The organism is Chitinimonas prasina, from assembly GCF_030160395.1.
GTDB lineage: Bacteria > Pseudomonadota > Gammaproteobacteria > Burkholderiales > Chitinimonadaceae > Chitinimonas > Chitinimonas prasina.
Genome location: NZ_BSOG01000003.1, coordinates 211372 through 231184 on the forward strand (window position 1 = coordinate 211372; position 19813 = coordinate 231184).

Below are 19813 nucleotides of genomic sequence, written 5' to 3' on the forward strand. Positions count from 1 at the left end.
CGTCATCGCCGTCGATGCCACCGCTAGGTGACAACAGGCAGCGGCTGCTTTTCTGGTGAACTGTCATCGGCGGCACGCAAGCCTTCGCGGGGGGCACAACGAGCCAGGCGAACGGAGGAGTGCACCTGAACATTGGGCGCTCCCCCTTGAAGGCTGCCAATCAGACGTTGAACAGGAAGTTCATCACATCGCCATCCTTGACCACATAGTCCTTGCCTTCGGCCCGCATCTTGCCGGCTTCCTTGGCGCCCTGCTCGCCCTTGTAGCTGATGAAGTCGTCGAAGGAAATGGTCTGTGCCCGGATGAAGCCCCGCTCGAAGTCGGTGTGGATGACGCCAGCGGCCTGGGGGGCGGTGTCGCCCACATGGATGGTCCAGGCGCGGACTTCCTTCACGCCAGCGGTGAAGTAGGTCTGCAGGCCCAGCAGGTTGTAGCCTGCGCGTATCAAGCGGTTCAGCCCAGGCTCTTCAAAGCCAAGGTCGGCCAGGAAGGCTTGCTTGTCTTCCTCTTCGAGGTCGGACAGCTCCATCTCGATCTTGGCGCACAGCGCGACAACCGGCGCGCCTTCGGCGGCGGCATGGGCGCGCAGGCGATCCAGATGGGGGTTGTTCTCGAAACCGTCTTCCAGCACGTTGCCTACATACATGGCCGGCTTGATGGTGAGCAGGCACAGTGGCTTGAGCAAGGCCTTTTCTTCATCGGTCAGGGCCAGCGTGCGGGCCGGCTTGCCTTCGTTCAGGTGGGGCAGCAGCTTTTCGCAGGCGGCCACCAGCTTTTGCGCTTCCTTGTCGCCTGACTTGGCCTTCTTGCCTTCGCGCTGTATGGCTTTTTCCACGCCAGCCATGTCGGCCAGCGCCAGTTCGGTGACGATGACTTCGATATCGGCCAGCGGATCAATACGCCCTGCAACGTGGACCACGTTCTCATCATCGAAACATCGCACCACATTCACGATGGCATCGGTCTCGCGGATATTGGCCAGGAATTGGTTGCCCAGGCCTTCGCCCTTGCTGGCGCCCGCCACCAAACCGGCGATGTCGACAAACTCAACGATGGCAGGCTGGATCTTTTGCGGATTGACGATGGCCGACAGCGCCTTCAGGCGCGGATCTGGGACTTCGACGATGCCAACATTGGGCTCAATGGTGCAGAAGGGGTAGTTCTCGGCAGCGATGCCGGCCTTGGTCAAGGCGTTGAACATGGTGGACTTGCCGACGTTGGGCAGGCCGACGATGCCGCATTTGAGACTCATAGCGTGTTCCTTTGGGGAAAGGGTAATTCTAATGCGTGTTGGGGTGCCTGCGGTGAGGAGAAAAGCATGCCGTGCTGGCCGCCTTAGGCCTCGGGCTTGGCAATCTTGGGCTTGGTGTTGACCAGCATGGTGGCCTTGCTGAATTCGCCGCGGGACAGCCATTTCCAGGCGGCCAGCGAGCGGGCGATCGCATCCTCTATCTGCGGCTGCTCATCCTGCCGGGGCCGATGGAGTACGAAATCCACCACCGGCTGGTTCAAACCCAGGGTGCGTGGGTGGCCTACGCCCAGGCGTAAACGCCAGAAATCGGCACTGCCCAGCATGGCTTGTATATCTTTGAGGCCATTGTGGCCGGCGTGGCTGCCACCTTGCTTCAGCTTGGCTTCGCCGGGTAGCAGGTCCAGTTCGTCGTGCACCACCAGGATTTCCTGCGGCAGTATTTTGTAGAAGCGCGCCAGCGCAGCTACCGCGTGGCCGGAGCGATTCATATAAGTGGTTGGCTGCAGCAGCCAAACCTCCTCATCGCCCTGCTTGGCGCGTCCTGCCAGCCCCATGAACTTGCTCTCGACCCGCAGCCCCGTGCCTAGCTCGCGTGCCAGCGCATCCACCCACCAGAAGCCGGCGTTGTGGCGCGTATCAACATATTCCGACCCGGGATTACCCAGGCCGACCACCAGACGTATGGGGAGCGGTGCAGTGCTCATGGCTTGCCATCAAGTATTAGGTTCAACGACGGAGCGTATCTGGCAGTGCAGCCGAATTTGCCTTCGTCGGAATGTGAAACGGCCCGCTGGGCCTGTATAGGCTGCGGGCCGTCTAGGGTAAACGCGACCGATTAAGCGGCAGCGCTTTCCTCGGTGGCGGCGCCACGTACCGACAGGATGGTCGCCACGGTAGCGTTGTCGCCATGCTTCAGGGCCACGAATTCAACACCGGCCGGCAGGGTCAGGTCGGACAAGTGGATCGAGTGACCGGCTTGCAGGTCCTTCAGGTCCACTTCGATGAACTCGGGCAGTTGGCCTGGCAGGCAGGACACATCGGCGTCGTTCATGACGTGCGACACGATGCCGCCACCCAGCTTCACGCCAGGAGCCACATCAGCGTTGATGAAGTGGAATGGCACCTTGGTGTGCAGCTTGGCGTTCGGGTCCACGCGCTGGAAATCGACGTGCATGACGATCTGCTTCCAGGGGTGGTATTGGGCGTCGCGCAGCAGCACGGACTCAGTCTTGCCGTCCACGTTCAGGCTCAGGATGCTGGCGTGGAAGGTTTCCTGCTGCATGGCGTGGTACAGGTTGTTGTGGTCCAGCACAACAGCAACAGGCTCTTGGCCGGCGCCGTAGATGATGCCGGGAACCTTGCCTGCACGACGCAGGCGGCGGCTCGCTCCGGTGCCCTGTTCGACGCGCTTGTTGGCGATAACTTCGATGGTCATGGAATTGCTCCTAAGCAACAAAAAAACATCACCCGCGACCAGGTGATGCTTGGGTAAACGGCCGTTTCCGAAGAAACAGCCGCAGAGAATCAGTCAACGAACAGGGTGGAAACCGACTCTTCGTTGTTAATGCGGCGCAGCGTCTCAGCCAGCAACGGTGCCAGGCTGATCATGCGGATGCGGCTGGACTTCCGGGCGGCATCGCTGAGCGGAATGGTGTCGGTGACCACCAGCTCATCCAGTTCGCTATTGGCGATACGCTCAATGGCGGGGCCGGACAGTACTGGGTGGGTGGAGTAGGCCATCACCCGCTTGGCGCCGTGCTGCTTCAGTGCTTCGGCGGCCTTGCACAGGGTGTTGGCGGTATCCACCATATCGTCCATGATCAAACAGGTACGGCCTTCCACGTCACCGATGATGTGCATCACCTCGGCCACGTTGGCCTTGGGACGGCGCTTGTCGATGATGGCCAGCTCGGTGTTCAGTTGCTTGGCCATGGCACGGGCACGCAGCACGCCACCCACGTCAGGCGAGACCACCATCAGGTCTTCGTAATTCTTGGTGCGAACATCGTCGAGCAGGACCGGCGTGGCATAGATGTTGTCCACGGGAATGTCGAAGAAGCCCTGGATCTGGTCTGCGTGCAGGTCGACGGTCAGCAGGCGATCCACGCCAGCAGCCTGCAGCATGTTGGCCACAACCTTGGCCGAGATGGGCACGCGGGCCGAGCGGGGACGGCGATCCTGGCGGGCATAGCCGAAATAGGGCATGGCAGCCGTGATGCGGCCAGCCGAAGCGCGCTTCAGCGCATCGACCATCAACAGGACTTCCATCAGGTTGTCGTTGGTGGGCGCGCAGGTGGATTGCAGCACGAATACATCGCGACCACGGACATTTTCCAGCAGTTCGACAGTGGCTTCGCCGTCACTGAAACGACCTACCGTGGCACGGCCGACGGTAATGTCGAGGTGCTTGGCTACGGCGTCGGCCAACTGAGGGTTGGCATTGCCGGTGAAGACCATCAAACTTTCGTAGGCCATGTCCTGATCCTTGACAAAAAAAGAAAGCGTGTAATCGCCATTACACGCTTTCTGGTTTCTTTTTGCGTTAGGTGAGCGCATCGGCGTGCCGCCCAAACGCTTGATGAAAACTGGCAGGGGAGGTAGGGATCGAACCTACGAATGTCGGAATCAAAATCCGATGCCTTACCACTTGGCGACTCCCCTAAATCTGCCCGACTGGTTTCAATCCAGCAGATCGAACAAAGGGTGCTGCATCATGCTTTGCGCGCTAAACCCTTGCATTGTGGCAGGCAGGGCTGTAATAACACGCTCGGCTTCTACTTGTGTATCGAATGCAGCGAATACACAAGCACCGGAACCGGTCATCATTGCATTGCCAAATTGGCTAAGCCAGGCAAGGTGATCAGCGATGATCGGGTACTTCCTCACGGCTACTGCTTGCAGATCGTTGTGCATCTGCTCGTTCGGAAAGGCCGCCATTATTATGGGCTCGCTGTTCCTTGTCAAGCACGGATCGGAAAAAATCTCTGCCGTAGGGACGGAGACGGGTGGGATAAGTACGACATACCATTGATTTGGCAGGCATATAGGCTGTAGCGCTTCGCCTACACCTTCGGCAAAAGCGTCTCTGCCAAAGATGAAAACCGGCACATCAGCACCGAGTTGCAAGCCCAGGGCCTGCAATTGTTCGCGGCTGAAGCGGGTGCCCCACAAATGATTCAGCGCCATCAGTGTCGTGGCGGCATCCGAGCTGCCACCGCCGAGACCGCCCCCCATGGGCAGGCGCTTATCCAGCCGCAAGCGGCAACCTAGCCGGCTACCACTGGCTTGCTGTAACAGGCGTGCGGCGCGGATGATCAGGTCTTGCTCGGCAGGCACCCCGGGTAGCGGGTTCTCATGCACGATCTCGCCGCTGTGGTCGATGGCAATATGCAAGGTGTCGCCGTGGTCTATCAGACGGAAAACAGTTTGCAACAGGTGGTAGCCATCGCTGCGGCGACCTATGACATGCAAAAACAGGTTGAGCTTGGCGGGGGCGGGGAAGGCGTGATAGGTCATGGTTGGGTGCTGGACAGCTGCCAGTCATAAAGCGCAATGCGAACTTCCAGGTCGGGGCGGTTCAGGGTCAGGCGGCTGGGCGCATGGGTGCCCGCATCAAGCGGAAAGCGTATTTGCCAACCATCCTGTTCCAGCAGCCTATGGTTGTCGTCCTGGGTCCAGAAGGCGGGGCGGTCGGGTGCCGCCAAGCCCAAGAGCCAGAAGCGCAGTCCGCTGGCAGGCAGGCGCCAGCCAAGTTCCCGCTCGCTCAGGGCTTCCACATCGTCAGCACTGCGCAGTTTGCCGTCGCTGTCAAAAAAGCGCGCGCCGCTTGGGTCCAGCTCTACCCTGGCCATGATCTGCCCCAGCGGGTTGCTGACGTCCACTGTGTCGCGCTGGTTGTCGTGTATCCAGCTAAAGCGAGCGCTGTAGCCCTTACCAGCGGCATTGACGGCCACCCGGCCATTGACCGTGTAGCGCTCGGGGATCTGGCTGAGCGCACCAGGGGCCGGCATCTGGGTGGCGCAGCCAGCCAGCAGCAGGGCGGCCAGGGCCACCATCAGGTAGTAACGCAGCATGGCCTCAGTTACCGGTCAGTCGTTGCACTGTTTCGGCCAGTACCTGGTGTGCCGGGTCCAGCTTCTTGCCTTCCGCCCATATCTTGCGGGCCTCGCTGCGTCTGCCTGCCTGCCACAGTGCCTCGCCATAATGCGCGGCGATTTCCGGGTCGGGCTGGGCGGCGAAGGCGCGGGCCAGCCAGATCACGGCTTCCTTCACATTGCCACGGCGGTACTGCAGCCAGCCCATGCTGTCTATGATCACCGGGTTGTCCGGGTCCTGCTCCAGTGCTTTCTTGAGCAAGGCTTCGGCCTCGTCGTAGCGCTGTGTGCGGTTGGCCAGGGTATAGCCCAGCGCATTTAGACCGGCCGGATTGTCCGGTTTGAGTGTCAGATAGCGGCGTAGATCGCTCTCGGCGGCGGCCACGTCACCCATCAGGTCAAATATGAGGGAGCGGTCGTAGAGCAGGTCGGGGTTGTCCGCGTGCGCAAGCAAACCGGCATCCAGTGCCGATTTCGCCCGTTCGGGCTCTTTCAGTTCACGCCATATTTGCGCTTCCAGCTGCACTCGGGTGATCTGGTCGTTCTTGCTGGCATCGGGCAGCAGTTGCAAGGTGGCCAGGGCCGCATCCCGGTTGCCCAGTTTGGCTTCTATACGAGCCAGGCGTAAATTGGCCTGGGCCGCCTGTTCGCTGTCCCTGGCGCTGACATAATGTGTGCGGGCCTTTTCCAGCAGGCCTTGTTCCTCGGCGATGGTACCCAGATAGAAATGCACTAGTCCTGGCTTGTTCACGCCCAGGGCCAGCGCCTTGTCCAGCGGTGCCTCGGCCTCGGCGTAGCGGCGCAACTGCAGTGCGGTCAGCGCCTGGCCTAATAGATACTCCACCTCGGCTGGATACTCGCTACTGAGTTCGGCATACAGTTTTGCAGCGGCGGGCAACTGCTTGCCATCGCTCAATTCGCGTGCCAGCGCAGCCCTTAGCTCGCGCGATTTCGGTTGGGCTTTTACGGCTTGCTGCAGGTAGGCAATACCGGCCTCCGGTGACTGCTGGCCTATCAGATTGGCGCGATACAGTATGGCCTGTTCCCAACCGGGCCGGCGCTTGAGCGCCTCATCTATCGCTGCCACGGCGGTCAGGTTGTTCTTGGCGTCGACAGCCGCCAGGGCGATGGCCAGTGCGGCCTCTGGCAGTTCCGGAAAGCCGGCAGCCAGTTGCTGGGTCAGCGCCAGTATGGCCTGGCGATCAGCCTGTGGCTGCCATAGCGTGTGCATGCGCAGAAACACGCCCGCGGCATCGCTGGGGCGATCGCGCATCCAGTTGCCCAGCTCCTGCCCTGCCTCCGCGACCATGCCGGTGCTGCTGAAGATATGCAGCAGGTGCTGGCGTGGCGTCAGCGAGCCGGGATCCAGCTCCTGCCATAGGCGGGCAGCCTGTACGGCCTGGGGGACGCGTCCGGCGGCAAAACTCACCTGCAGGGCTCGCTCGGCGGCGCGTACATCGCGGCTGCGCCGGGCGATCTCCAGCCAGCTGTCGCTGGCCAACTGCTTGTCACCCTTGGCGACGGCCACTTCTCCCAGCAGCATGCCGAACAACAGTTCGCGCGTCAGTTCCTGCTTGGGGTAATTGGGCTCCACAGCTGGCGTTACGGCTGCAGCCACTGGTGCTGCGGGTTCAGCCGGTGCTGACTCCGCTAGGGGCGGTGGCGGCGTCACGCTGGCGCAACTGGCCAGCAGGGCGGTGGTCAGGGCGATCAGGCGATTACGGTAAGCGTGCTGGTTGGTCATGTCAGTATCCTTGTCTGCCGGCTCAGGCAGCATCTGCGACCATGCTATAGTCGTTCGTTCTTTCATCTTAACCCGTTCGGCAGCAACCATGCCTGAATTGCCCGAAGTAGAAACTACCCGGCGCGGTATCGCGGCGGCGATGGACGGCGCCGTGCTGCAGGGCGCGGTAGTGCGCGAGGCGCGCTTGCGCTGGCCGGTGCCGCCTGATCTGGCAGAGCGGGTGGCTGGGCTCGGCGTGCAGCGCATCTGGCGGCGGGCCAAGTACCTGTTGTTGGACATCGGCCATGGCCATTTGATCCTGCATCTCGGGATGTCGGGTAGTTTGCGAGTGGTCGCGGCAGATACGCCGCCCGCCAAGCACGATCATGTCGACCTGCTGTTCCATCGCGCAGGACGGCAATACGCATTGCGTTATCGCGATCCCCGGCGCTTTGGCGCCCTGTTGTGGCAGCCTGGCGAATTGTTCGCCCATCCTTTGCTCTGCCATCTGGGGCCGGAGCCGCTGGAGGCAGACTTTACGGCGGCGTATCTGAAGCAGATGCTGCTGGGTAAGCAGGCGGCCATCAAGCTGGCCATCATGGATAACCACATCGTCGTGGGAGTGGGCAATATCTACGCCAACGAAGCCCTGTTCCGCGCAGGCATACGCCCAAGCCGGCCCGCCAGCAAGTTGAGTCGGCCGGATTGCCAGCGACTGGTTGCGGCCATACAGGCAACCCTGACCGAGGCCATCGCGGCAGGCGGCAGTACCTTGCGGGATTTTGTCGATAGCGAGGGCAAGCCTGGTTATTTTCAACAGCGATATTTTGTCTATGGCCGGGATGAACAACCCTGCTTGCAGTGTGGTAATCCGATTCGATCAGGCCGCCTGGGTCAGCGCTCAACCTATTGGTGCATGCAATGCCAGCCACGCTGAGCGTTTCCGTGGCCGGTCATTCCAGGGCCGGGGTGGGCTATTGGCTTGCCAGCAGGGCGACTCGGGATAATGCACCTATTCATTGCGGGTAGCATATGCGGCCGCCGTAAGGCTGGGCTTGACCGATGACCGCGCTTGCATAGCGTTGCCACACGTTATTTAATGACAATGAAATGCGCTTTCCCTGTTTGAAGATTTTGACGGGTTAAGCGCCACCCCCATTTGCCCTTTTTATACATGCGCCAGCACGCTGCTCCTGCTGTGCGAGAGGATAGAAACATGTCGCACGACAACCTTGTTGCTGATTTTGAAGCCTATAGCGGCTGGCGCGGGAATCTAATCCAGCGCATCGGGGATTTACAACGCTGGTTGTCCGAGCAGGATCTGAACGATGCCCAGACCAATATGCGCATCCAGCATTTGCTGGATAAGCTGCGTGAGGACAAGCTCAATATCGCCTTTGTGGCGGAGTTTTCCAGGGGTAAGTCAGAGCTGATCAATGCGATTTTCTTCGCTGAATACAAGCAGCGGGTTTTGCCTTCGTCTGCCGGCCGCACCACCATGTGTCCGACCGAACTGCAATACGATGCGGCGCGGCCCAATTGCATACAGCTGTTGCCTATCGAGACCCGCGCAGGGGATACCACCACCTCCGAGTATCGCCGCTATCCCGAGGAGTGGCATACGGTCGAACTCGATATCGAGTCGGGCGAAGCCATGCTGGCTGCCTTTCAGCAAGTAGGCCTGAAAAAATGGGTGGTGGTGGAAGAGGCCAAGCGCCTGGGGCTATTTGACGACGCCGATCCTGATCACAAACTGTCGGTGCAGGACGGCAAGATCGAGATTCCTTGCTGGCGCCATGCCATCATCAATTTCCCCCATCCTTTGCTAAAGCAGGGCTTGGTGATACTGGATACACCAGGTCTCAATGCCATCGGTACCGAACCGGAACTGACGCTCAATCTGCTGCCTAATGCCCACGCCATCCTGTTTATCCTGGCGGCCGATACCGGCGTCACCAAGACGGATATCGATGTCTGGCGCAACCATATCGGCCGTGCCCAGGGGGGGCAACGCGGCCGCTTGGTGGTGCTGAACAAGATAGACGGCCTGTGGGACAGCCTGAAGAGCGAAGCGGAGATCGACGCCGAGATCGACAAGCAGGTCAAGACCAGCGCCGAGCTGCTGGGCATCAAGACCAGCCAGGTATTCCCCGTATCGGCCCAGAAGGGCCTGGTGGCCAAGATCAACGATGACGACGAGTTGCTGGAGAAGACCCGCATCGTCAAGCTCGAGCGTGCGCTGTCGGATGATCTGATCCCCTTCAAGCAGGAAATAGTCCGTGATAACACCCAGACCGAGGTGGAAGACTTGGTGCTGGCCACGCGCGGCATCCTGAATGCCCGCCGCGAAGGCGTGCGTGAGCAGCTGGACGAGCTGACTGCATTGCGCGGCAAGAACCGTGATGTGATCGAGCATATGCTGGACAAGATCCAGGAAGAGAAGGCCCATTTCGAGCGCGGCATGCAGCGTTTCCAGGCACTGCGCAGCGTGTTCTCGCAGCAGACCAATGTGCTGTTTGGCTATCTGGGCATGGATGGACTGAAGAACCGTATTACCAAGATACGGATGGAAATGGATGCCTCCAGCTTCTCCTCTGGCCTGACCGGCGCCATGCAGAAGTTTTTCAAGGATATCAACGGCAACATCACCAAGTCGGCTGAGCAGGTAGCGGAAATCCAGGCCATGATGGCCGGTATGTATAAGAAGTTCAGCGATGAGCATGGCTTGGGCGCCGTGTCGCCGCCACCTTTCTCTACCTTGAAATACCACAAGGAGATTGCCCGCCTGGAAAAGAGTTTCCACGAGCATTTCAATACCTTTGGGGCAATTCTCACAACCTCGCAAAACAAGCTGACTAAGAAGTTCTTTGAAACCATCGCCAGCCGCGTGGTGTATGTCTATGAGGTCGCCAACCGGGATGCCGAGAACTGGCTAAAGGCGGTGATGGCCCCCATGGAAACCCAGGTACGCGAACACCAGATGCAGCTGCGCAGGCGGCTGGAGAGTGTCAAGCGCATCCACAAGGCGACCGATACGCTGGAAGACCGGATTGAAGAGTTAAGCGAGATTGATGCGGTGATTCAGCAACAATTGAACGAGCTCGATGCGCGCTTGAAAAAGACCTATGAAGCGCTCAATGACGCCATGAAACCGGTGGCAAGGCAGGCTGCCTAGGAGCAAGCGTTTAATACCAATAGCATATTTAGTGCTTGCGCCAGGATATTTATTGGTTTATAGGTTGATTCGGAGATGCATTCGACTGCATAATATTTGCAGTCTTTTGACCAAAATCACTAATTGATCCAGGAGAATTAAAATGGTGGACTTGTCTGGCCTGTCCTTGCCGCAGCTTTATCAACTGCAAAAAGACCTTGAGCGGGAAATTTCGCGCCGCAAAGTCGAAGACAAGCAAAAGGCTATCTCTGACCTGCAAAAGCTCGCGGCAGAACGTGGCTTCAGCCTGAACGAGCTTCTGGGTGCCGATTTGCCCAGCAAGCGCGGTGGCAAGCGCGGCCCGGTGGCGGCTCAGTTCAAGAACCCTGCCAATCCTGAGCAAACCTGGAGTGGCCGTGGCCGCAAGCCGCAATGGGTGGTCGATCATTTGGCCAAGGGTGGCAGCATCGACAGCCTGCGCGTGTAAGCCAGCCTCGCAAGCCTGCAAAAAAGGAAGCCGTTCGGCTTCCTTTTTTAATATCTTCATGCAATGAAACGTTTATATCGGTAGCAAGCAATCCGTAGTTCGTGGCCAATGTGATAGGCTTGCTCGCCATGCGCTGGCAATTGCCCATCTCCTACCTTGCTCGTGATGCCATGCCGTCCTGGTTGGGGCGGCATTTTTTGCTGGCCTGGCATGCGGTCATACTGGTTACCAGTTGGTATCCGTTCTCGGGCTGGCGTTATACCGGCGAGCCTATCTGGGCGTTTTTGGCCTACCCCTTGCCGCACTATCATACCGTGGCAGACAACGCGCTCAATCTATTGGCCTATCTGCCCTTGGGATATGCCTGGGCCTTGTATTTCCGTTGTCGCTGGTTTGCGCCCCTGGCCGCGCTGGTATTTGGTGCCATGCTCTCTGGATCGGTCGAGTTCGTACAGCAGTTCCTGCCCCAGCGCGTACCATCTAATCTCGATCTTATCTACAACACCGCCGGTAGTCTGGTCGGTGCATTATTGGCCGGCCTATTCAGCAAACTGCTGATACTGCGGGGCTGGCATGTGTTTCGCCAGCAATGGTTCCGCGAGGGCTCGCAGGCCGACTATGGCCTGATTCTGCTGCTGCTGTGGTTTATCTCACAACTGAATCCTGCTGTGCCCTTGTTCGGAGTGGTGGTGCAGCCTGTCGGTCTACCGCAGCCCTGGGTGTCGCCTATAGAAAACGCCCTGCTCTTTCTACGGGGGCTCGAGGCATTCGGGGTCATGCTTAGCCTGATGGGTGTGAGCCTGATCGTGGTGACCCTACTGGCGCACCGCCGACGTGCGATGGTGGCCATCGTTGGCCTGATCCTGCTATCGCTACTGCTCAAGGTGCTGTTTGCCGGCGCCCTGCTCAAGCCAGATGAGTTCCTCACCTGGTTCAACGTTAACGTGCTGACAGGTGGGGTGCTGGGCCTGGGGCTGCTGTTTCTGTTGCTGCGGCTGAAGCGACGCTGGCAGGCACTGGTGGCCTTGCTGTGTGTTGGTCTCACCCAACTGGTAGAAGCCATGTGGCCATTGACGGCGCAGCCCTATGGCATGCTGAGCCTGTTCCGTTGGCGCTACGGCCTGCGCGATTTCAACGGCCTGACCCAGACACTCTCCGAGGTCTGGCCCTGGCTGGCGACGGTTTACCTGATCTGGCTGATGGTGCGGGACTATCGACGTAGCGTGCAACCCACCGTGCTCAGCCGTTGAGATCGGGCTGCGGGTCGGGCTGGACCTGTAGGGCAATCGTAGGATTCTGGAAGGGCTCGCCCCGCAGCAGCTTATCCAGCATGCCTGGGTCTTTCCATTCCGCCTTGCATTGTTCCGAGAAGATCACCTGCTCCAAGGCGATCAGGCCCATGCGCGGATTATAGGCATCCGCGCGGAAGCATTGCGCGTAACCGGTTTCGGTTTCATGGGCGATCACAGAATGCAGCACCACATCCTGCTCGCCATTGGCCATGGCGGTGTTCTTGAGTATGGCGTCGATGATGACGAAGAACAGACGTGAGAACTGCTCGGCCGATGGCGACACCGGCATAGCGATCCAGCGCTGCGAATAGCGCTTGGCCCAGGCTATGTAGTCTGCCTCATCCCTGTCCCAGAAGCAGATGGCGTGATCAAACGCGTCGATCACATCACGTATCGTGCCCTTCATCAGGCCGAAGTCATACACCATCTGGCCATGGTCCAGCGCCTGTGCCTCCAGCAGCACTTCCACCTTGTAGCTATGGCCGTGGATGGAGTGGCGGCAGCGATCGCTACTGCAATTGCGCACGATGTGGGCGTTTTCGAACTTGAACAGTTTGCGTATCAGCATGGAATGGCTCCTGCAAACAGCCGGTGGTGCAGACCACGGCGCCTGTGTGCAGCGTAGAGGAGGATGGGGATAGCCCAATTGTGCCAGTCCGCCAAAAAAAAGCCACGCGCTTGGCGTGGCAAATCATCTACGGATGGAGTGAGACGACAATGCAATGCACCACGGGTAGGTGGTGCAGTCAGGCCGCTCCAGACCCTTGCGGGCACACGGGACGGCCGAACTCGGGGGGCCAGAAGGCTAGAACGCCGCGATGACGGCGCCTTTGTACTTCTCGGCAATGAACTGCTTCACTTCGGACGAGGTCAAGGCAGCGGTCAGTTTCTTCAAGGCCGCGTTGTGCTGGTTGTCGGTGCGGGTCACCACATAGTTGGCATAGGGCGAGTTGGCATCCTCGATCAACAGGGCATCGCGGGTGGGCAGCAGCTTGGCTTCCAGCGCGTAGTTGGTGTTGATCAGCGCCAGATCCACCTGGTCCAGTATGCGTGGCAGGGTCGCCGCCTCCAGCTCCTTGAATTTCAGCTTCTTCGGGTTGCCGACGATGTCTTTCACGCTGGAAAGGATATTCCGACTGTCCTTCAGTTTGATGACCCCATGCTTGTCCAGCAGTACCAGCGCACGGCCAGCATTGGAGGCTTCGTTTGGTATGGCTACTACGGCGCCTTCGGCAAGCTCGGCAATTTTCCTGATCTTGCGGGAATAGGCCCCAAATGGCTCTACATGCACGGCCGCCCCCGTCACCAGGCTGGTGCCACGGTTCTTGTTGAATTCGGCGAGGTAGGGCTTGGTCTGGAAGTAGTTGGCGTCGACACGTTTTTCAGCCAATTGCACATTGGGTTGCACGTAGTCGGTGAAAACCTTCACGTCCAGTTCCACACCTTGCTTGGCCAGGGCCGGTTTGACAAAGGCCAGGATCTCGGCGTGCGGCACGGCGGTGGCAGCAATAGTCAGTTTCTCGGCTTGGGCGGAGAGCGCGCCCAGGGTGGCAGAGGCCAGCAGCAGGGTCTTGAACAGTTTCATGGTTTTTTCCTTTTGATGGACAGCGAGCTTGGGGGAGTCTTTATTTGCGGGTGGCACGACGGACCAGCCAGTCGCCCGCCATCTGCAGTATTTGCACCACGGCCAGCAGGGCCAGGACGGTGATCACCATGACTTCGGTCTGGAAGCGCTGATAGCCGTAGCGGATGGCCAGGTCGCCTAGCCCGCCGCCGCCGATCACGCCCGACATGGCGGTATAGGAGACCAGGGTCACCGCCGTGACGGTGGTGGCAGCTAGCAGGCCGGGGAGGGCCTCAGGCAGCAGGGCGCGGCTGACGATCTGCCAGGTGGTGGCGCCCATGGCCTGGGTGGCTTCGACTATGCCCAGATCCACCTCGCGCAGGGCGGATTCAACCAGCCGGGCAAAGAACGGTGCGGCGCCGACCACCAGGGGCGGGATGGCGCCGGCGACGCCGATGGAGGTGCCCACCAGCTTGACGGTCACCGGGATCAGCACGATCAGCAGGATGACGAAGGGCATGGACCGCAAAGCGTTGATCACGAAAGAGAGCGTGGCGTAGGCCGGCTGGTTGGCCAGCAGCCGGCGCGGCCCCAGCAGGTAGAGCAGCACCCCCAGAGGCAGGCCCAGCAGCACGGTAAAGGTGAGGGACGCGCCCAGCATGGTCAGCGTGTCGAGGGTGGCGGTGCCTATGTCGGCCCAGTCGATCAGGCTCCAGTCGAACAATGGGGCGCTCATGCTGCCAAGGCCTCGCATCGAACGCCACGGCTGGCAAAAGCGGCCTGGGCGGCGCTGACATCGCCTTGCAGGCCCACGATCAATTGCCCATAGGGCCTGTCCTTGATGCGGCCTACGCTGCCTTGCAGGATGTTGATCGGGCTGGCGAGCTGCTGGCCCACTTCGGCGATCACCGGCTCATAGGTGGCGGCATCGACAAAGGTCAGGCGCAGCAGCTTGCCGGCGACTGAGTGGAGCTTGCCTGCCAGGTCCAGCACGGCGGCGTGGCCATCTTCGGCCACCATATTGCGGCTGGCGGCATGCTGGGGGTGCAGGAAGACGTCAACGACCGTGCCTTGCTCGACGATGCTGCCGCCGTCGATGACAGCCACCCGATCGCAGATAGCCCGGACCACGGCCATTTCGTGTGTGATCAGCACGATGGTCAGGCCCAGTCGCTCGTTGATGTCCAGCAGCAGTTGCAGGATGGCCTGGGTGGTTTGCGGGTCCAGCGCGGAAGTGGCCTCGTCGCACAGCAGCAGCTTGGGTTGGTTGGCCAGGGCTCGGGCGATGCCGACGCGTTGCTTTTGTCCGCCGGAGAGTTGCGCTGGATATTGCTGGGCTTGTTCGGTCAGGCCTACCAGTGCCAGCAGTTCGGCGACCCGTGCCGCCATGGCGGAGGCATCCAGTTCGCCGGCCAGTTCCAGGGCAAAGCGGATGTTGGCAGCAACGGTGCGATGGGCCAGCAGATTGAAGTGCTGGAACACCATGCCTATCTGCTGGCGTAGTGTCCGTAGGCCTGCCTGGTCTAGTGCGGTGGCATCTATGCCATCAATGAGCACCCGGCCTTGGTCGGGACGTTCCAGCAGGTTAAGGGTGCGTAGCAGGGTACTTTTGCCGGCGCCGGAGCGGCCGATGATGCCGAAGATCTGGCCGGCGGGAATCTGCAGCTGGATATCTTGCAGGGCGGTGACCTGGCGGCCGTCGACCTGGTAAGTTTTGTTGAGGTGATGAAGTTCGATCACGGGGTGTCCGTTCACTGGTGTAGCGGGCCAGCGGGGTGGCCGCTGTCAGGGAGCGAACTTTAGTGAAATCGAATATATATAAAAAGGGATAAAAAATTAGTTGATGATAACTATTTGTTATTTGTGCGTAGCCAGCCTCGGCGTCCGGCGTGGCGGGGGAGTTGGGCCAGGGAGGGCAGGCCGATATCGACCACGCCGCCGTGATGGGCCTTGCGGCCCAGCCAGACGGTGGCCATGCCCAGCCGCTTGGCGGTGACCAGGTTGGCGTGGGTGTCTTCCACCATCACGCAGTGGCGAGGATTCAGGCGGTAGCGGGCCAGCAGCTTGCGATAGCCTACCGGTGAGGGTTTGGGGCGGTGGCGGGTATGCTGGATGGCGATGACGCCATCGAAGTGATGGGCTACCCGCAGGCCGCGCAGCACGCTGACCGCGTAGGCCAGTGGTGCATTGGTGAACAGGATCTTGCGGCCAGGCAGGCGCGCCAGGGTGGCTTGCAAGGCGCGCATGGGCCGGAGCTTGCGCTGCAGGTCGGGAAAGCGATGGGTTTCTGCCAGGAAGTGCTCGGGATCGATATGGCCGTGTCGCTGCAGGCCAGCCAGGGTGGTGCCGTAGCGCTGCCAGTAATGCAGGCGCAGGGCGTCGGCCTCGGCCTCGCTGATGTCCAGATGCCGGGCCACATAGGCTGTCATCAGCTTGTTCATGGCCGGGAAGACATAGGGCTCGGCGTCGTGCAGGGTATTGTCGAGGTCGAAGATCCAGGTGGGCATTCAGCTGGCCGCCTTGGGTTCGTCCTTGCCTGGTGTGGCGGGGCGTGCTGGTGTGGATGGGCTCAGGGGGCCGACATCGAACCAGCCGTCGTACAGCAGGGTGTTGTCGCGGCGTGCTTGCTTGAGCGTGATCTGGCCGGCTGCCAGCGCCTTGGTGCTGCCCTGCAGCGGATGGATGCCGCAGACCGACTTGCCAGGGACGTCGCCTTCCATGCAGGCCCAGATCTCGCCGCCTGGATAGCTGATGTTCAGGCTGATGGTGAGCCCCTGCTGTGCCAGCAGCGCACCCATGGGCGGTGCGCCGGTAAGGCGGTTCAGTGGCGCGCGATTGGCGTGGATGTTGCCCACCAGGGCCAATACCCATTGCTCGGCCTGCTTGCGGGTGGCACCCAGTACGGCGGCGTAGCCGGCATCGCCGCCGTCGGCGAAGGCGGACAGCTGTATGGGCTGCTTGGCTTGGCGCCACTGCCGTACCCGTTCGATCAAGGCCAGCATGGCCTGGCTGCTGCGGCCATCAGACCATTCGTTGCTATCCCAGTGCTTGCCTTGCAGCAAGGCCTCGCGGGCGGCCTGGCCACCGTCGGATTGCAGGTACTGGTCCAGCCTTGCTTGCTCGGTACTGGGGATCTCCAGTCCCAGGGTGACGGGCTTGCCGGTCTTTAGCAGCTGGCAGGCCATGTCGCCGGTAAAGCGCGGCGCTTGTTCGGTGCCGTGCATTTCACCCAACAGGACATAGTCGGGCTGTTGGGCCAGCAGGGCGGTGATATCGAGCGGTGGGCATTCCAACGCCTGGGCAGGTAGGGCCAGCGCAACCAGCAGGGCGGCAAGCAACTTCAAGGTGAAACTCCCTAGCAATAGACAAGGCCGGCGTGGGGCCGGCCTGATGAGACAGTGCTACGCACCAGGCCTGGCAGCCGGGTGCGATGATTCGAATGCATGGTGCCGGGTCAGCCGTGGATGTACTGCTCCAGCTGTTCTATCAGGAACTGCTGCTCGGCAATCTGCTCGCGCACCAGGTCGGTGATCGAGAGTACGCCGATGACCTTGTCGCCATCCATCACCGGCAGGTGGCGGAAGCGTTTTTCCGACATGATGGCCATGCACTCATCCACAGTCTGGCTGGGCAGGGCAAACATGACCCGCTTGGTCATGATATCGACTATGGGTGTTCCGGCCGAGGTCTTGCCTTGCAACACCACCTTACGGGCGTAATCGCGTTCGGAGAATATGCCGGTCAGCTTTTCACCTTCCATGACCAGCACGGCGCCGATGTCCTTTTCGGCCATCAGTTGCAGCGCCTGGTAGACCGTGGCGGTGGGCGGGACCGAGAAAATGGCCTGGCGCGACTTTTCCTGCAGAAGCTGACGGGCGGTTTTCATGCTGCACATACTCCGTGGGCAAAAGTGAGGTCGTACCCTCAATATAAACAGTCAGGCCCTGGCGGCCAAGCGGGAATGCGCGGTTTGCCTCACCACGGCTGCTGTAGCGTGATGATGTCCTCACGCTCCGGGCTGGTCGATACCAGGCTGACGGGGCAGTCGAGCAGGGTGGCAATCCGCTGCACATAGGCTTGTGCCGCCGCGGGGAGTGCCTCGAATTGCCGTATGCCCACAGTAGACTGTTGCCAGCCGGGCAAGGTTTCATACACCGGTTCACATGCCGCCTGTTCGGCCGCGCTGGCCGGGAAGTTGGCCTGGAAGACGCCGCGGATACGGTAGCCGACGCATAGCTGCAAGCTTGGCAAGGTGTCGAGCACATCGAGCTTGGTCAGCGCTAGGCTGCGCACCTGCGCCAGCTGCAACCCCTGCCGCAGCAGGGCGATGTCCAGCCAGCCGCAGCGCCTGGGACGACCGGTGTTGGTGCCGTATTCATGGCCGCGCTGGCGCAGCAGATCGGCCAGTTCGCCGCTCAGCTCGCTGGGGAAGGGGCCGGCGCCCACCCGGGTGGTGTAGGCCTTGCAGACACCCAGCACGCTGGCCTGCGCCGCAGCACCCAGGCCGCTGCCCAGCACGGCCTGGGCCGGCAGGGTGGAAGAGGCGGTCACAAAGGGGTAGCTGCCATGGCTGTTGTCCAGCATCAGCGCCTGTGCCCCCTCGAACAGCAAGCGCTCGCCGGCCTGGTCGGCCTGTTGCAGCCGTTGCCAGGATGAACCCACATAGGGCAGCAAACGCGGGGCCAGGGCCAGCAGCCGCGACACGGTGGCGGCGGGATCGTGGCGTGGCTGGCCCCAGGCTGCCAGCAGGCTGTTGTGGTAGTGCAGGGCTTCGTCGACTTTCTGCGCCAGCAGGGTGGGGTCGGCCAGATCGCCTACCCGTATGGCACGGCGGCCGGCGCGGTCGGCAAACGCCGGCCCTATGCCACGGCCGGTGGTGCCTATGGGATGGCGGCGCTGGGCCTCCTCGGCTTGGTCGAGCGCGGCGTGGGAGGGCAGTACCAGGGTGGCGGTCTCGTCCACCAGCAACTGTCCTGGGGTTATTGCCAGGCCCTGTTGGGCCACGCGATCCAGCTCTGCCAGCAGGGCTTCGGGATCGATCACCAAGCCGCTGCCTATCACGCCGGGCTTGCCGTGCAGCAGGCCGCAAGGCAGCAGGGCCAGCTTCCAGGTCTGCCCCTCTACCACCAGGGTGTGGCCGGCGTTGTGGCCGCCATTGAAGCGCACTACCCGGTCGGCCTGCTGGCTGAGCAGATCGACGATGCGGCCCTTGCCTTCATCCCCCCATTGCATACCGATAACGATGAGTTTGTTGGACATGCCCTGCACCCCTTGTGATTGGTTGACAGGGCGCAACGGTACCGGGCTTGGCGGCGCGCAACAAACGACTTAAGCTGTGCGTTCGTGTCAGGAAAACTCACCGATGAAGCGACAGCTCCCTCCCTTGAATGCGCTAAGGGCCTTTGAAGTGGCGGCCCGACTGCAGAGTTTCAGTGCGGCGGCCGAGGTACTTCATGTGACGCATGGTGCGATCAGCCGGCAGGTGCGGCAGCTGGAGGAGTGGCTGGGACTGGCATTGTTCGAGCGGCAGAATCGGCGGGTGTTGCTGACGGAAGCGGGGCGTGGCTATCTGGCCGCCTTGCTGCCGGCTTTCGAGCAGATGGAGGAGGCAACGGTCAGGTTGCAGCGGCTGCCCGGCCCGCAGGTGCTACGGGTCAACGCGCCGGCCACCTTTACCCTGCGCTGGTTGATACCGAGGCTGTCACGTTTTCAAATGGCGCATCCCCTGGTGGAGGTACGCATCTCCACCTCCAATGAGGCGATAGACGCGCTGGGCGAGCCGTTTGACCTGGTCATACGCGGCGGCCCCCAGGATTGGCCCGGCTACCAGGGCTGGGAGTTCCTGGCCGAGCAGCGACTGCCGGTGTGCAGCCCCGCGCTGCTGCTGCGCCAACCCCTGCTGCGGCCGGCCGATCTGGCGCAGCACACCTTGCTGCATACAGCGACCCTGCCCGAGGTCTGGTCGGATTGGCTGGCGGCTGCGGGGGTGGCCGACCTGCAGCCGGCCCAGGCGCTGCGCTTCAACCATTTCTACCTGACCCTGCAGGCGGCGTTGGATGGCCTGGGCGTGGCCATGGGGCCGACGGTGCTGGTGGCGGAGGATATACAGGCTGGGCGGCTGGTGACGCCGTTTACCCAGCCGCGCCTGGGGGACTGGCGCTACTTTGCCTATATCCCCCTGCGCAACCAGGATAATACGGCGGCGCGGGCTTTCCGCGACTGGCTGGTGGCAGCGGCGGCGGGCTGA

The 19813-nt window shown here is 61.2% G+C and carries 20 protein-coding genes, 1 tRNA gene and 1 pseudogene; 5 read left to right on the forward strand and 17 right to left on the reverse strand.

Annotated elements, in window-relative coordinates; genetic code table 11:
• Positions 1-160: 160 nt before the first annotated feature.
• The 8 genes from ychF to QQK16_RS14110 form a co-directional block, all read right to left on the reverse strand.
• Entirely contained in the window at positions 161-1252 is a 1092-nt protein-coding gene (gene ychF, locus QQK16_RS14075) for a redox-regulated ATPase YchF (protein WP_284197118.1), read from the reverse strand.
• 83 nt (positions 1253-1335) lie between these two features.
• Positions 1336-1956: an aminoacyl-tRNA hydrolase gene (gene pth / locus QQK16_RS14080; protein ID WP_284197119.1), complete on the reverse strand. Its 621-nt coding sequence runs from the start codon at positions 1954-1956 to the stop codon at positions 1336-1338.
• Positions 1957-2087: 131 nt separating this feature from the next.
• Entirely contained in the window at positions 2088-2687 is a 600-nt protein-coding gene (locus QQK16_RS14085) for a 50S ribosomal protein L25/general stress protein Ctc (protein WP_308447039.1), read from the reverse strand.
• Between the two features lie 89 nt (positions 2688-2776).
• On the reverse strand, positions 2777-3727 hold the full coding sequence (locus QQK16_RS14090; protein ID WP_284197120.1) for a ribose-phosphate pyrophosphokinase: 951 nt from the start codon (positions 3725-3727) through the stop codon (positions 2777-2779).
• A 111-nt stretch (positions 3728-3838) separates the two neighbouring features.
• Positions 3839-3913, reverse strand: a tRNA-Gln gene (locus QQK16_RS14095).
• Between the two features lie 18 nt (positions 3914-3931).
• Positions 3932-4768 carry a 4-(cytidine 5'-diphospho)-2-C-methyl-D-erythritol kinase gene (gene ispE / locus QQK16_RS14100; protein ID WP_284197121.1) on the reverse strand — a complete coding sequence of 279 codons (837 nt, stop codon included), beginning with the start codon at positions 4766-4768 and terminating at the stop codon, positions 3932-3934.
• Positions 4765-5325 carry a lipoprotein insertase outer membrane protein LolB gene (lolB, locus tag QQK16_RS14105; protein ID WP_284197122.1) on the reverse strand — a complete coding sequence of 187 codons (561 nt, stop codon included), beginning with the start codon at positions 5323-5325 and terminating at the stop codon, positions 4765-4767. Before lolB ends, ispE begins: the two co-directional genes overlap by 4 nt.
• 4 nt (positions 5326-5329) lie before the next feature.
• Positions 5330-7090 carry a tetratricopeptide repeat protein gene (locus QQK16_RS14110; RefSeq protein WP_284197123.1) on the reverse strand — a complete coding sequence of 587 codons (1761 nt, stop codon included), beginning with the start codon at positions 7088-7090 and terminating at the stop codon, positions 5330-5332.
• A gap of 88 nt (positions 7091-7178) precedes the next feature.
• Here QQK16_RS14110 and mutM point away from each other — a divergent pair, with 88 nt between their 5' ends.
• The 4 genes from mutM to QQK16_RS14130 all read left to right on the forward strand — a co-directional run bounded on the left by mutM (position 7179) and on the right by QQK16_RS14130 (position 11960).
• Positions 7179-8006: a bifunctional DNA-formamidopyrimidine glycosylase/DNA-(apurinic or apyrimidinic site) lyase gene (gene mutM / locus QQK16_RS14115; RefSeq protein WP_284197124.1), complete on the forward strand. Its 828-nt coding sequence runs from the start codon at positions 7179-7181 to the stop codon at positions 8004-8006.
• A gap of 279 nt (positions 8007-8285) precedes the next feature.
• Entirely contained in the window at positions 8286-10244 is a 1959-nt protein-coding gene (locus tag QQK16_RS14120; protein WP_284197125.1) for a dynamin family protein, read from the forward strand.
• Between the two features lie 142 nt (positions 10245-10386).
• Entirely contained in the window at positions 10387-10710 is a 324-nt protein-coding gene (locus tag QQK16_RS14125) for an H-NS histone family protein (RefSeq protein ID WP_284197126.1), read from the forward strand.
• Positions 10711-10838: 128 nt separating this feature from the next.
• A complete protein-coding gene (locus QQK16_RS14130; protein WP_284197127.1) occupies positions 10839-11960 on the forward strand; it encodes a VanZ family protein in 1122 nt (373 codons plus the stop codon).
• On the opposite strand, the gene QQK16_RS14135 is transcribed toward QQK16_RS14130, so the two are convergent.
• The 9 genes and pseudogenes from QQK16_RS14135 to QQK16_RS14170 form a co-directional block, all read right to left on the reverse strand.
• A complete protein-coding gene (locus tag QQK16_RS14135; protein WP_284197128.1) occupies positions 11950-12570 on the reverse strand; it encodes a 6-pyruvoyl trahydropterin synthase family protein in 621 nt (206 codons plus the stop codon). The two genes, QQK16_RS14130 and QQK16_RS14135, sit on opposite strands and share 11 nt — an antisense overlap.
• 237 nt (positions 12571-12807) lie before the next feature.
• Positions 12808-13587 (reverse strand): MetQ/NlpA family ABC transporter substrate-binding protein, encoded by a 780-nt coding sequence (locus QQK16_RS14140; RefSeq protein ID WP_284197129.1) that lies wholly within the window; start codon positions 13585-13587, stop codon positions 12808-12810.
• A gap of 40 nt (positions 13588-13627) precedes the next feature.
• Complete coding sequence (locus QQK16_RS14145) at positions 13628-14302, reverse strand: methionine ABC transporter permease (RefSeq protein ID WP_284197130.1); 675 nt, start codon at positions 14300-14302, stop codon at positions 13628-13630.
• Positions 14299-14586 (reverse strand): NIL domain-containing protein, encoded by a 288-nt coding sequence (locus QQK16_RS21570; protein WP_439954237.1) that lies wholly within the window; start codon positions 14584-14586, stop codon positions 14299-14301. Before QQK16_RS21570 ends, QQK16_RS14145 begins: the two co-directional genes overlap by 4 nt.
• Positions 14572-15306 (reverse strand): annotated as a pseudogene (locus tag QQK16_RS14150) (methionine ABC transporter ATP-binding protein); the annotation flags it as partial. The gene QQK16_RS21570 and the pseudogene QQK16_RS14150, both read right to left, overlap by 15 nt.
• Before the next feature lie 110 nt (positions 15307-15416).
• Positions 15417-16073, reverse strand: coding sequence for a pyrimidine 5'-nucleotidase (locus QQK16_RS14155; RefSeq protein ID WP_284197132.1), 657 nt, complete (start codon positions 16071-16073; stop codon positions 15417-15419).
• Positions 16074-16910 (reverse strand): ChaN family lipoprotein, encoded by an 837-nt coding sequence (locus tag QQK16_RS14160; RefSeq protein ID WP_284197133.1) that lies wholly within the window; start codon positions 16908-16910, stop codon positions 16074-16076.
• A 110-nt stretch (positions 16911-17020) separates the two neighbouring features.
• Positions 17021-17452, reverse strand: a complete 432-nt coding sequence (locus QQK16_RS14165) for a CBS domain-containing protein (protein WP_284197134.1) — start codon at positions 17450-17452, stop codon at positions 17021-17023.
• 89 nt (positions 17453-17541) lie between these two features.
• Complete coding sequence (locus QQK16_RS14170) at positions 17542-18825, reverse strand: adenylosuccinate synthase (protein WP_284197135.1); 1284 nt, start codon at positions 18823-18825, stop codon at positions 17542-17544.
• Positions 18826-18928: 103 nt separating this feature from the next.
• Between QQK16_RS14170 and gcvA the strand changes: the two genes are divergently transcribed.
• Positions 18929-19813, forward strand: coding sequence for a transcriptional regulator GcvA (gene gcvA, locus QQK16_RS14175; protein ID WP_284197136.1), 885 nt, complete (start codon positions 18929-18931; stop codon positions 19811-19813).